Origin of the sequence: Tautonia sp. JC769, from assembly GCF_040717455.1 — a bacterium.
GTDB lineage: Bacteria > Planctomycetota > Planctomycetia > Isosphaerales > Isosphaeraceae > Tautonia.
Genome location: NZ_JBFEFH010000043.1, coordinates 30441 through 43962 on the forward strand (window position 1 = coordinate 30441; position 13522 = coordinate 43962).

Here is a 13522-nt window from a genome sequence, read left to right on the forward strand (position 1 = left end):
TGCGTCCCTCGCCCCGCCCGATCCCCGCGCCGGCCTGCTTGACGCCCCCCGGCGCGAATCGAACCCATTCAGGCGCGGCGTCCTGACGAAACGAACCGGGGCCGATCGACCGAAGTCCTTTCCCGGAACGCATCATCATCCCCAGGACGCCTGCGCACCCGAGGCGCACCGGACGGCGCACCCTAAGCGCACCGGACGGCGCACCGGACTGGGAGGCGACACGGCCCGCAACCTTCGCAACGACGCTCGCCTTCGCCTGACGAAACGAAGCCATCCCGCCCGCCGTGGTGACGAAACGAAGCCGGGTCGATTGCCGTAACTCCCCGGCACGAAAGGCGCATTGCCCCGTCAATCGTGCGCACCAAGGGCGCACCGAGCCGCGCACCAAGGGCGCACCGGAGGCGGATCAGGCGAAGGACCGGTTCGACAGGACCTCGGAGGGGGGGGCGTCGGGAGACCAGCGGGAGGCGAGCTGCCGGTCATACTGGCGGGTGGTCCGGGCCTTGCCGAAGAGCAGGCAGCGGCGCTGATAGCCGCGGAGGAAGCGGCGGAATTCGGGGTCGTCGTAGCGATCGGCCCCCCGGAGCAGGGCCCCGAAATATCCGGAGAGCATGGCCATCCCCCCGAGGACGAGCGGCGGCCGCGTCATCCGAAACAGGGCGCTGGCGATCATGTACGAGGGAATCGTCCCCATGAAATACTGACCGAATCCATGCCGGGCCCGCCCGGTCCACCAGCCCTTATGGCTGCTCCCCATCGGCCGGAGGTGCTCGAAGCGAAGCTCCGGGTCGTCCCAGCTCGCGGCGATCCAGCCGAGCATCCGGCAGCGGTGGCCGTCGATGCCGTCCCACATCACTTGCCGGACGAACCCGTCGATCTGCTCGAAGCACCGGCGGCGGTAGAGCTTGGTCATGCCGACCGAGTTCTCGTCGCCGCACATCTCGCTGACGAGCTGCCCCCCCCGGCGGAAGTACGGCTTGCCGCTGCAGGTGCCGATCCGGGGGTCGGCCTCCATCCGGTCGATGAGGATCTTGAAGTAGTGCTCGGGGAGGTCCAGGTCGAGATCGAGCTTGCAGATGTACTCGAAGTCGAGCGACTGGACGGTCTTATACCCCTCATCGAACGCGTCGATCACGCCCGGCCCGACCCTGCGCTCCCCCTTGTCCGGCCGTCGGACGATCCGGATGCAGTCGTGCTTCCGGGCATACTCCTCGAGGATTTCCGGGGTCCCATCGGTCGAGCCGTCGTCGACGATCACCCAGAGATCCGGCGGCCGGGACTGGTCGAGCACGCTGTCGAGGGTTCGACGGGCATACGCGGCTTCGTCTCGGCAGGGGGTGATGAGGCAGAGTCGGGGACGGCACATGGCGAATCGTTACGCGGCTCGGAGCGAGGGGGTCAGGACAGGACGCCGTGGGCATGGCACCAACGAAGCAGAACGTAAATCGACCAGACTCGCGACCAATAAAGTCCCGGGGCCCCCGATCGGTAGCCGTCCCACAGGTGTTCCACGGTCGGCCCGTCGAGGCCGATCGCCGACGCGGCCGAGTGATCTCGCATCAGGGTATTGATCTCATCCCCCAGACTCCGACCGATCCAGCGATTGAGCGGCAACTCGAATCCACGCTTCGGCCGGTCAAACAATGCGGGGTCGAGCCCGACCAGGCCCGACCGCCTCAGTGCCATCTTACGGCCGATCGGATTGTACCGCGAATCGGTCGGCATCCGAAAGACATGCTCGGCCAGGGCCGAATCGACCAGCGGCAAGCGGATCTCGAGCGACGGGGCCATGCCGGCGGCGTCCGAGTCCCTCAGCAGGCGTTCCCCCAGGAAGCATCGGTGTTCCAGCACGCTCACGGCATCGAGCACCCCCCGGCCGCGGATCTCGTCGGCCAGCTCGGCGGCCAACGCGACCGGCAGGCCGTCCTCCAGGGCGTCTCCGCCGGGAGCGTCGGGCATCAACCGGCGTTGCAAGTCGGGGAGGAAGAGGGCGTAAGAAAGCTGGTACAGCCGGCGCAAATCCTCGCCCGCGGCCGCCATTTCCGGCAGCTTCGCCCAGCGGGTCTGGGGGGGGATCACCCCCCCGCGGCCGGAGCCCATGGCCGAGGCGATCAGGGTCGCCGCCAGCCCCTTGAGCCGGGGCGGCACCCCGCGCGATCGCCGGGACCACCGGCAGAGCGACGGCAAGACCCGGAAGCTGTCGTAGCCGCCGAACAGCTCATCCCCGCCCGTCCCGACGAGGGCCACGGTCAGGCCGGCCTCCCGGACGGCGGTGGCCATGAAGTAGGTGTTCAGGGCGTCGAACGTCGGCTGGTCGATCGCGTCGAGGGCCCGGGGGAGGTCGGCGACGAATCGCGATTCGGTCAGGACGACCTCGTGATGGTCCGAGCCGATCGCCCCGGCGATCGCCCGGGAGGAGGGGGCCTCGCTCAGCTCCCCTTCCTCGAAGGCCAGCGTGAAGGTCTGCAAGGGCCGATCGGACGACCGCTGGGCCAGGTTGGCCACCGCCCCGGAATCGACCCCGCTCGACAGGAAGACCCCCAGGGGGACGTCGCTGATCAGGTGCAGGCCGATCGAATCGCGCAGGGCCTCGCCCAGGGATCGGTCGACCGCCCCGGGCGATCCGTCGGGAGGCAGGGAGCCGAGGTCCGGTCGGGGGATCGACCAGCATCGATCCGATCGGACGGTCGCCCCGCCGGCGTCGACGGCCCGGACCTCTCCCGGCCGCAGCGACTCGACCCCCCGGACCGCCGTGACCGGTCCGGGGATGAAGCCGTTCCAGAGGTAGCTGGCCGCGGCCACCGGGTCGAGCCGGGGCCTTCCCAGGAGGCCCGAGGCCAGCAGGGCGCGGACCTCCGAGGCGAAGGCCAGCGACCAGGCGGCGTCGGGGCCCCGATCGGGGTTGCGGGCGACGTAGAGCGGCTTGATCCCGAGCGGGTCGCGGGCCAGGGTCAGGCGGCGGCCTTGCTCGTCCCACCAGGCGAAGGCGAACATCCCCCGCAGCGAAGGCACGGCCGAGGCCCCTCGCAGGCTCAGGAGCCGGAGCAGGACCTCGGTATCGCCGGTCGATCGGAACGATTGGCCGTCGGCCTTCAGGTCGTCCCGGAGGCCCCGGAAGTTGTACAGCTCGCCGTTGAAGACGAGGGCCGAGCCGGATCGGGGGTCGATCATCGGCTGGTCGGCCGCGTCGGAGAGGTCGAGGATCGACAGGCGGCGATGGGCGAGGAGGCAGCCGAAGCCGGCCGGGTCGGGCGTCGAGGCCCATCGGCCGTCGCCGTCGGGTCCGCGATGGGCCATCGCCGAGGCCATCCGGTCGAGCGACTCGCGGTTGCGATCGTCGATCCGGCCGATGATCCCGGCAATACCGCACATGAAGCAGGGGATCCGATCGGGGTTGCTAGGAGAGGGGGCCGGCCGGTGGGGCGGCCAGGCCGGTCGAGGAGCCGGCATTGGCCATCCGGGGGGGGGTGGCCTCGGCTTCGGTCTCCGGCTCGGGGCCGGGTCCGCGGCGGAGGTCGCCCAGGGCCATCCGCAGCAGGAAGGCGGCGTTGCGGGCGTATCGGGGGCCGAGCCGGGCCGGATCGGTGCCGATCCGCCAGGCCCACTCCATGCCGATCCGCTGCACCCACCGGGGGGCCCGGCGGACGCAGCCGGCCACGAACTCGAACGACGCCCCCACCTGCACGCAGGCCGGCACGCCCAGCTCGTCGAGGTGCTCGCGAATCCAGCGCTCTCCCTTCGGCTGGCCGAAGGCGACGAAGAGCAGGGCCGGCCTCGCGTCCCGGATCTGGGCGATCAGGGCGGCCTCTTCCGCCTCGCTCAAGGCGCGGAAGGGAGGGCACGCCACCCCGGCGACGATCAGACCGGGGTAGCGCTCTTGAAGCCGGTCGGCCGCGGCCTGGGCGACGCCGGGGGGCCCGCCGAGGAAGAAGACGCGGTCGCCCCGGTCGGCGGCCTGGGAGCAGAGGTCGTAGATCAAATCGGAGCCGGCGACCCGCTCGGGCAAGGGGGCGCGACGCCATCGGGAGGCCCAGACCAACGGGGCGCCGTCGGCCAGCAGGAAGGCGGCCTCCTCATTGATGGCCCGCAAGGCCGGGTCGCCGTGCGAGACCATCGCGTAGTGGGCGTTGGCCGTGATGAAGTAGGCCGGCCGGCCGGCATCGATCAGGGCCGCGACCGCGTCGGCGGCTTCGGGTCGAGAGAGCGGGGCCAGCGGCAGGCCCCAGACGCGGGTCGGCGAGGGTCGCATAAGCTTCTCGGCTTTGGAGTCTGGCCATGTCACCGGCTTACCGAGGCGGACGGGCCAGGGCGGCCGTCGTCAGCAGGGTGGGCGAGATCGGCCTGGCTTCCTCTTCCTCGGTCACGAGCCACGAGAGCCAGGCCAGCTCCAGCAGGACCAGGACGAGGGCCAGGGGCATCATGAGCCATCCGGCGACGTCGTGGGCGATCTTCTCTCCCTGGACCGAGCCGAGCAGGTGGTAGGCCCAGGCCGTGCCCGAGATGCGCAGGACGTTGCACAGCAAGGCGATCGGCACGACGCTCAGCAGCAGGATCACCCGCTTCCAGTTGGCCATGGGCACGAGGATGATCGTGGCCGTGATCGTCGCCGCGAGGCTCATGAGCATGGCCAGGCCGTTGCAGGCGGCGGCCACCTCCAGCGTCTCGCCGCCGACGATCAGGATATTCCCCTCGTCCATCACCCAGAGCCCGAGCAGCCGCAACAAGGCGGCGCTGCTGACGCAGGCCATCCGTTGCAGCGGGAGCGAGACGTTGCTGTTCAGGGCAGGGGGGATCGGGTACATGAAGACCAGGAACGCCACGGCCGGCCAGGTCCGCTTCAGGAGGGGCCAGCCGCCATAGGCCAGCACCAAGGCGGCCACGGTGGGGACCAGGGTGAAGCCTTCGAGCCAGAACTTGCCGTACTGCAAGGCGGTATAGCGGGCCCCCACCACCGCGACCAGCAGGACCCATCCCCAGACGGACGGGCGGAGCCGGTCGGCCTCGGTTCCCCGCGGCCAGAGCCACCAGAACATGAAGCCGCAGACGGGGATGACCAGGTATCCGTGCGAGTAGTTCGGGTCGCTTTCCCAGGTCTCGACCAGGTTGGCCAGCTGGGGCCAATACGCCCAGACCAGGACCGACAGCACGGCGGCAACCGCGACCAGGTGGGTCGCAAGGGCCGCGGGTGCCGGCCCTCGCTCGGGCCGGGAGGCAGTCGGTTGGCTCATGGTTCGGGTCGCTCCACAATCGCCGGCAACGCGGAAGAATCCCAGGAGAAACGATCAAAAGAGGTCGAGGCCGCCGGGACCGCAACCGGCCCCTTTGAATCGAGAGGCGAGCCAGGGCGAGGGGCGATCACTCGTCATGATCGCCCGCCCGGCCCGGTGTCGGACGCGGTCGGTCAGGCCACCGGGGAGGCGTCGGAGTCTCCCGGGACGCGATCGGTCCGCGAGGTGTAGGCGGCGTAGTAGTCGCCCCCCGTGACGCGGGAGCCGGACGGCCGGGCGCCGTTGACGACCACGCCGAGGACCGGGATGCCGGCGCCGGTCAGCAGGTTGTTGGCCCGCTCGACGGCCGGGAAACGGCTCTGGTCGTGCCGGGTCGCGATGACGGCCCCGTCGGCCAGGCGGCCGAGGATCAGGGCGTCGGGGACGGGCAGGACCGGCGAGGTGTCGATGATCACCACGTCGAAGGTCCGCCGCAGCCGTTCGAGCATCGGGGCGAAGTTCTTGCCCCGCAGGATGCGGTTCGGGTTGGCCTCCGGCGACCCGGCGGGCAGGAGCTGGCAGCCGCCGACCTGGTTGATCGGCACCAGGGCGTCTTCGAGCGTGGCATCGCCGCGGAGCACGTCGCTGAGGCCCGGGCAATCGGGCACCTCGAAGAGGCGGCCGAGGGTCGCCCGGCGGAGGTCGGCGTCGATCAGGACGGTCGAGGCCCCGGCCTCGGCGCACCGGACGGCGAGCTGGGCGGCCAGGGTCGTCTTGCCCTCGCCTCCGACGGCGCTGGTGATCAGGACGCAGCGGCCCCGGCCGTCGTGCCCGCCCTCGCCGCAGAGGGCGACCCGGACGTGGTCGAGCTGCTGGACGAACTGCTCGAACTTCGGATCCCGCTCGGGGGCTTCGAGGCTGCCCTGGGCATTGGACCGGACCGTCGGCAGCGGCGGCACCGAGAAGACGTCGGCCCCGAACCGGCCGGAGAGGTCGTCGGGCCCGCTGACCCGGCCGCCCCGCATCTCGACGAGGGTGACCAGGCCCAGCACCAGGCCGAGCATCGCCAGGGGCGTGACGGCCATGAACTTGTCCCGCTTGTTGACCTGGAGCTCGGCCTTGTCGGCCTGACTGATGACCGTGAAGGTCTTCGTCATCCGCCCCTGCAGGCCACCGCCATTCTGGGCGGCAATATGGTCCTGGGAGTCGAACCTCAGCGCCTCGAGGCGACGATCGACGGTCTCCTGCATCTTGCGCTGCTGGGCCAACTCGGTGAGCAGGAAGTTCATTTCCAGGGCTTTCTCCCCCTGGCTCTGCTCCTCGTACTTGACGCGCTCGAGCTTTTGCTCGATCAGCTGGCGCTGGAGTTCCAGGTTGTTGAGCCGTTGCTCCGCCTGACGGACGAGGACGGTGGGGTCGCTCTCGTCCATGGCGAGCTGGGCGCGGAGGGTCGGTTCCAGGTCGTCCCAGAGCTGATCGTAACGCTCCATCAGCCGCTGGCGGTCGGTCTGGAGGCGGGTCAGGGCCGGGTCGCCCGGGTTGCGGATGCGGCGGCGGGCCTCGTCGTACTGGACGTCGAGGTCTCGGATGGCGTCCCGCAGGGCCCGGACGGATTCGTTGGCCAGGAACGCCTGCGCGACGCGGTCTTCGATCCGGGATCGGGGGCTGGACGCGGCCGCCTGGCGTCGCACGGCGTCCAGCTCGGAACGCGCCTCGATCTCGGCGTATTCCAGATTGAGCAGTTCCTGGTGGAGTCGCTTGAATTCGCTGACCTCGACGGTGATCTTGTCGTCCGACTGGCCTGCGGCCTGGGAATCCGGGTCGACTTCGCTCAGGGCCGCGTTCTGGAAATTGCGCAAGATCGAGGGGAGATCGGCCTCCTTGGCCAGTGCTTTCACCTCGTCTTCCAGTTCCCCGACCGTGGCATCCAGCTTGTCGCGATAGGCTTCCAGATTCTCGATTGCCTGTTCCACGCGAGTGGTGGCCAGCTCGTCATCCAGATCCAGGAAGGCCTGGACGACGGCATTGACGATGTTGACGGCCTCGCTTTTCTTGGGGGTCTCGGCGGCGACCTCGAACAGCAGGGCGGAGCTCTTACCGGAGGTGACCTTGATCACCTCGTCCAGGACGGATTGAGGGTTTTCCGCCGATCGAATCCAGTCGATCGACGCGATCTCGGGCTCCAGGACGACCGCGGACAGGACCCGCTCGCTGTTGACCAATTGCAGGTGGGTCTGCATCCGGGGATCGGCGAAACCGCGGGCCGAGACGTCCCGATTTGCATAGGGATTGGAGTTGTCGGGATTGACCATCACCTGGCTGGACGCGCGATAGGTCGGCTCATATTTCAGATAGACGAGCGATGCCAATGCGGCCGAGCCGACGATCCAGAGCACCAGGGCCTGCCACCAGTGCCGGGCCAGGCCGCGGAGGACGAGCCGGGGGCTGATCGGCAGGCCGCCGCCGCCGCCGGCCGTCGCGGTTTGCGCAGCCGGCGGCAGCGGGGCACGCAGCGCCGGGGGCAACTCGGTCAGACGGGCCAGTTCATGACGGGGGCGGGGCGTGTCGGCTGTATCCATCGCGGTGTGTTACCTGGGGCGGGACGATCGGTCGATGGTGCCGAGACGGTCGGCAGAGTCGGGCAAATCACAGGAATGAGAGCGGGCTCTGGTCAGTCTATCCCTCCGCCTCGAAGACGGTCAAATTGAAATTTCGTGACGCTCGGCCCGGCGGCGGGGCCCGGGTGCAATTCAAGGACCGTTGACACACCGGATGACCCTGGCCGTATCATTTGGATTGATTTCCAACCGATCGTTTGTGCGCGTTGCGCGTCGAGCCCCTTCCAATCCTCCACCCCGGTCCTGCACGTGGCTGAGACGAAACCTCCGACGAAGTGGCGGCTGAATCGGCGCGCCCTGATCTCCCTCGCCGTCCTGGTCGTGGTCCTGGGGGGCCTGCTGCTGGCCTTGCAGCTGACCCGGTCCTCCCGGCTCGGCAACGAGGCGGCCCGGCAAATCCGGGAGCTGGTCGCCGAAAGCGAGCAACTGCTCGAGGAGAGCCGCCAGGCCAAGGACGACGAAACGGCCGAGGAGAAGCTCCGCCGGGCGGCCCGCCAGTCCGACCAGGCCCTGCGGCACCTCACCCGCTACCTGGAGCAGAACCCCGACGACCCGGAGATGGCGTTGCTGCAGGCCGAATTGATGGCCGAGCGCGCCACCGGGGCCGGGCCTTACGAAGAGCGTGTTGCCCGGATTCACCAACGGCTGCTCGTACGCTTCTCGGATTTGCCCAAGGAGCAGCTCGACCCGGTCCGCTTCCGCCTGGCCGACCTCTATATCCGCCTGAGTGACGCGGCTCGGACCGATTACCGGCGGATCGGCCTGGCAGAGCAGGGGGTGGGCCAGGGCCGCTATCCTGCCGTGATTGCGCTGACCGAGGAGCTTGACGAGGACGACCCGCGCACTTGGGAACTGCGTGGCAAAGCCCATGAAGGCCGAGGGGAGGTCGTCGCCGCCCTGGCCGCCTACAAAGAGGCCTGGGGGCGTTATCCCGACGCGATCGCCCAGGATCCGGATGATGACGAGTTGACCGAGGGGATTCTCGAGGTCGCCTGGCGGCACGCGCGGCTCCTTCGGGATGCCCCCGAGGACCCCGGTGCGGCCGATGAGGCCGATGCGGCCGATGAAGTCCTGACCGACCTCGCCGACCTCCTCCCCGATTCCCCCGAGGCCCTGCTCGTCCGCTACTTCTTCTACCGCGAGACGGAGGACAGCCTCCAGGCCGACAAGGCCCTGGAAGACGCCCGGAATAAGGCTCCGGACAACCCGAGGGTCCTGATGACCCTCGTCGAACACAACCTCGAACAGGGAGACACGGCGACCGCCGGCGCCGTCTTCGAGACCATCCCCGAGGAGTTCCGGCGCGAGAACCGCCAGCGCGTCGCCATGCTCGCCGGCCTGATCGAGCTTTACGAGAAACGGACCACCGACGCCATCAGCAAATGGGATGAGGGCCTGAGGTTCGCCGGCGGCAACGACGCCGACCTGGCCTGGTGGCTCGCCTACGTCTCGATCAAGACGGGGGAGCTTGAGAAGGCCGGGCAGCTGATCGACCAGTTCAGGCGACTCTCCGGCGGCAACGAGGCCGACCCTCGCTACCGATTGCTCCTGGCCCTCGACTTCAAGGCTCGGGGCGACGTGCAGCAGGCGGCCGGGCTTCTTGAGGACCTGCGAGGGCAACGGGGCAATCCGCCGCTGGTCCAGAACAAGGCGACCCAGTATCTGGCCGCTTGCTATGTCGAGCTCGGCCAATTCGAGGCCGCCGAGGCGCTGTTCCAGGACGTCGAGGCGACCGATTCCGGGTCGTCGCTGGCCCTGGTCATCAGCCATGCCGCCGTGCTGGAGAACCTGGGGCGGACCCGAGACGCGATCGAGCTCCTCCGGACGGCCCAGGGCTCCTTCGGTGCCGATCCCGCCTTGCTCCTGGCCCAGCTCCGGCTCCGGCTCGGCGAGCAATCGAAGCGGTCGCCGGGCAACCGATCGTGGGCGGCGTTCGATCAGGACATGGAACGGGCGCGGGAGGCTCTGGCCGAGAAAAGCAACCAAAGCATCCAGCTCCTTGACCTGGAGTTGATGCAAGCCGACCGGGAGCTCCTCGCCGGCCAGCCCCGCCAGGCCGAAGAGCGGCTCGAGGCCGCCGCGGACACCTGGCCGACCAACCCCCGCCTCTGGGCCGCCCGGGCCGAGCTGCTGAAGCAATCGGGAGACCCCGAAGGGGCCCTCGAGCTGCTCGAAGACGGGCTGGAGCAGGCCGGCGACGGCCCGACCCTGCGCCTGACCCTGGCTCGCCTCCTGGTCGACCTCGGCCGCGGCCGGGAGGCACAGCAGCGGTTGATCGACGGGATCGAACAGCTCGGCTCCGACGCGCAACGGGAACTCTGGCAAGCCCTCGGCCGCCTCCGGATGGCCCAGGGCGATTACGACGGGGCCCGGGACGCCTTTCTCTCCTGGGGCAAGCTGACGCCGGACGCCCCGGAGCCGCTGCTCAACCTGATCGAGGTCGCCTTGCTCGCCGATCGGCTCCCCGAGGCGGAGGTCTACCTGAAACGCCTCAGGCCCTCGAACGACGAGGGATCCTCCTCCGTGCCCGCCCGGATGGCCGAGGCGTCGATCCTGCTGCACCAGGCCGAGCGAGGCGACGCCGAGGCCCGGGACCGATGCGTTGCGCTGATCAATTCCGTGCTGGCCGAGTCCCCGGGGCTGGCCCCGGCCCAGATGCTCAAGGGCCGGCTCCAGGAAGTCCTCGGGAATCCCCGAGGCGCGGCCGACGCCTACCGGGCCGCCTGGAAGGGGGGGAACCGGGAAGCCTTGCTCCGCCTCGTCGATCAGCTGGTGGAGCTCGGCCAGGATGAGGAGCTGGAACAACTGATGGCCGAATCGGGATCGGGGTCGGCGGCCGGGGTCGATCGCGTCTCGGCCCAGGCCTTGCTGGCCGCCGGGTCGGGGGAGCTGGCCGCCGATCGGCTGATCAATTCGGCGGCGGAGGACCCGGAAGTCCTGGCCTTTGCCAATACCGTCCGGGCCCGGGCGCTGCTGATCGCCGGCCGTTACGAGGAGCTGGAACAGTTGCTCAGGCGCCAGGCCGAGCAGTCGACCCCGAAGAACGCGGCACCGTGGTTGGAACTGATCACCATCCAGGCGCGACTCGGACGCGACCGGGCCATCCTGGAGGACACCATCGGCCGCGCGCTCGAACGCTCGACCGGCATCCCGTCCGAACTGCTGGAAGCCCGGCTTCGCTGGTCGATCGGCGAAATTGAGGCAGCGGATCGGGTCCTTGACGATGCTTTGAGCAACGAAATCATCGACCCGGAGCTGATGATCGGCGCCGCCCTGTTCTACCAGCAGACCGGCCGACCGGATCGGGCGGAACCGCTGCTCGAACGCCTAATGGACAACCCGAACCTGGCCGCCGGCGCCGCCCTGCAACTGGCCATGGTGCTGACCGAACGCTCGCCCGGCGACCCGGAGACCTGGCGTCGGGCCCGCGATCTGGCCAGCGACGGCCCGATGACCCCCGAGCGTCGGCTGGCGATCGGCGTGGTGCAATCGCGGGCCCCTGAGCCCGAGCAACGCCGCGAGGCGATCCGACTGTTCGAGACCCTGATGGCCGACCTGCCCTTGACCGATGGCCGGGCGGTCCAGGCCCGGAACCAGCTGGCCCAGTTGCTGATCGACCTGGGGGACGTCGACCGCGCAACCCAGATCACCGAGATCTCGGCCGACCTGCCGACCGCCCCCGCCGAGGCGATCGTGCTCCACGTCCGGGCCCTGCTCAAGGCCGATCGCCTGGCCGAGGCCGGTTCGCAGCTCAGCCGGCTGGAATTGCTCCGCCCCGGGAACCCGGAGGTGGCCGACCTCCGCTCCGATCAGCTCCTGCGGGCCAACGCCGGCAACCCGAGCGACCTGGTCGAGCAGGTGAACAATCGCCTCGCCTCGCCCGGGGGGGACCTGTTCGCCCGCGCCGCCGCGCTGCAACTCCTGACCGCCGGCACTCCCGAGGCCATCGAAGCGGCGGATCAGATCGCCCAGGATCTGGCCAGGATGACCCCCGGTTCGCAGTGGGTTTCCGGCCTGGTGCTGGCCGTCCGCGGACGCTCCGAGGAGGCCCTGGAGCAGTGTGCGGCGGCCGTCGAGGCGGTCGACCTGACCGACCAGACCGCCCGGATTGGCTTGATTGAGGCCGTCCTCCAGGCGGTCCAGGCCGCCCCCATCGGCCAGCGGGCCGAGCGGGTCGAGCGGGCCCGGCCCATCATCGGGGCGATTCTCGACACGAGGCCGGGAGACCCGGACGTGCTGACCGCCTCGGCCATCCTCTGCCATCACGCGGGAGACTACCGGGAGGAGGCCGAGCTTTACCGTGAAATCTTGCAGCGGCGCCCCGGCGACCTGCTTGCGCTGCACAACCTCGGCCTCGTCCTCTCGGAAGGGCTCGAACAGCCCGAGAAGGGCCTGGAGGAGATCGACCGGATGGAGCGCCGGGTTGGCCCGGTCCCCGCGGTCCTGGGGGCCCGAGGCGTGATCCTGATGCGTCAGGAACGCTTCGACGAGGCGATCAAGGCGCTTGAGCAGGCGGTGGCGGTCGAACCGACCGCCGCCCGGCATTATTACCTCGCACTCGCGTCCCTGAAGGCCGGGCGCGACGAAGGGTTCCGCTCCCATCTTGCCCAGGCCCGCACGCTCGGCCTGGACCCGAACTCGATCGACTCGTGGCATCAGGACGAGCTGCAAGACGTCCTTGCCCGTTGAGCCACGTTCCGAGCCCAACCGGCCTCGGTGCCCCCTCCTTCGGCCGCCCGATCGGGGGAGGGGGCTCGGCCTTTCTTGGACGCAAGAGGCTCCGGCCTCCGGACGTCCGACGCCCCCCGACGGCGAGGCCCCTTTGCCGTCGGGGCAAGGCCCCCGGGGAGGGGAGCCCGGTATTGGGATCGCAAATGCATCCGGAATCGCGTATACTTCTCCGTTGTCGATGATTCGCGGACTCCCGGGGGACCTCCTTTGGTGCGGCCGATCGCGAGCCTGATCCTGATCTTGATCCTCGTGCTCTGCCCCATCGTCTGCGGGGCCTCGGATTCGGTCTGCGCCGCGTCCCTCATCGGGGCCTTGACCGACACGGTCGATCCCGATCGCGGTGCTGACCCGGATTGCTGCCCGGGGGAGGGCAACAGCCTCCCGCAGGACGCCGGCAACTGCCTCTGCAAGGGTGCCGTGCAGGCCGACGGCCCCCGAGCCGACGCGGGGAACCACGACGGCCTCCCGCTCATCCTCGATGGCACGCCGCTCGACAACCCCCACTTCCCCTCCCGTCCCCTGGCCCATTTGACCCGATCCGGGTCGCCGACCGGCTGGGCCGCCTGGGGCTGCGCCTCCCGAGTGCGCGCCGTGCTCCAGAACTTCCGCTGCTGATTCGATTCCCCCGCAAGCGACCGGACGGGACCGGAGGCGCCGCCGCGCGCCCGCCGGGCCGTGCCCGGTCCCCATCACGGCCTTCGCGGCGCTGACCATCGGGCAGATGCCGCGTCTCTCTCGCTCGCCGGCGGCCTCTGGCGATGCCGGCGGGAGCCCGACCGCGCACCTCAATCCTTCGCGGGGATCGAACCATGAAGCGGACCTTGCTGATCACGGCGCCCGCCCTGACGGCGCTGATTCTCCTCGGCCTCGGCCTGGCCGTCGCCCGGCCCGACCGGCTTCCTCCCTGGGCTCGTATCGACTCCGATCGGCTGACAGCCTGGGCCCGCTTCGGGCCCTCGACGCCGG

7 protein-coding genes are annotated in these 13522 nt (G+C 69.8%); 2 read left to right on the forward strand and 5 right to left on the reverse strand.

The annotated features are described in order from the left end of the window. Positions 1–406 precede the first annotated feature (406 nt). The 5 genes from AB1L88_RS25685 to AB1L88_RS25705 form a co-directional block, all read right to left on the reverse strand. A complete protein-coding gene (locus AB1L88_RS25685; RefSeq protein ID WP_367099572.1) occupies positions 407–1366 on the reverse strand; it encodes a glycosyltransferase family 2 protein in 960 nt (319 codons plus the stop codon). A 32-nt stretch (positions 1367–1398) separates the two neighbouring features. Beyond that, positions 1399–3372, reverse strand: a complete 1974-nt coding sequence (gene asnB / locus AB1L88_RS25690) for an asparagine synthase (glutamine-hydrolyzing) (protein ID WP_367099573.1) — start codon at positions 3370–3372, stop codon at positions 1399–1401. A 25-nt stretch (positions 3373–3397) separates the two neighbouring features. Beyond that, entirely contained in the window at positions 3398–4249 is an 852-nt protein-coding gene (locus tag AB1L88_RS25695; RefSeq protein WP_367099574.1) for a WecB/TagA/CpsF family glycosyltransferase, read from the reverse strand. Positions 4250–4286: 37 nt separating this feature from the next. After that, positions 4287–5228, reverse strand: coding sequence for an exosortase/archaeosortase family protein (locus tag AB1L88_RS25700; RefSeq protein ID WP_367099575.1), 942 nt, complete (start codon positions 5226–5228; stop codon positions 4287–4289). 173 nt (positions 5229–5401) lie between these two features. Then, a complete protein-coding gene (locus AB1L88_RS25705) occupies positions 5402–7786 on the reverse strand; it encodes a polysaccharide biosynthesis tyrosine autokinase (protein WP_367099576.1) in 2385 nt (794 codons plus the stop codon). A gap of 288 nt (positions 7787–8074) precedes the next feature. Between AB1L88_RS25705 and AB1L88_RS25710 the strand changes: the two genes are divergently transcribed. Then, complete coding sequence (locus AB1L88_RS25710) at positions 8075–12514, forward strand: tetratricopeptide repeat protein (protein WP_367099577.1); 4440 nt, start codon at positions 8075–8077, stop codon at positions 12512–12514. Between the two features lie 252 nt (positions 12515–12766). Then, positions 12767–13171 (forward strand): hypothetical protein, encoded by a 405-nt coding sequence (locus AB1L88_RS25715; protein ID WP_367099578.1) that lies wholly within the window; start codon positions 12767–12769, stop codon positions 13169–13171. The last annotated feature ends 351 nt before the right edge of the window (positions 13172–13522 follow it).

Bases quoted from the DNA above. Each gene is read 5' to 3' on its own strand.
- AB1L88_RS25685 (WP_367099572.1), bottom strand. From the start codon at position 1,366: ATGTGCCGTCCCCGACTCTGCCTCATCACCCCCTGCCGAGACGAAGCC.
- AB1L88_RS25705 (WP_367099576.1), bottom strand. From the start codon at position 7,786: ATGGATACAGCCGACACGCCCCGCCCCCGTCATGAACTGGCCCGTCTG.
- AB1L88_RS25700 (WP_367099575.1), bottom strand. From the start codon at position 5,228: ATGAGCCAACCGACTGCCTCCCGGCCCGAGCGAGGGCCGGCACCCGCG.
- asnB (WP_367099573.1), bottom strand. From the start codon at position 3,372: ATGTGCGGTATTGCCGGGATCATCGGCCGGATCGACGATCGCAACCGC.
- AB1L88_RS25695 (WP_367099574.1), bottom strand. From the start codon at position 4,249: ATGCGACCCTCGCCGACCCGCGTCTGGGGCCTGCCGCTGGCCCCGCTC.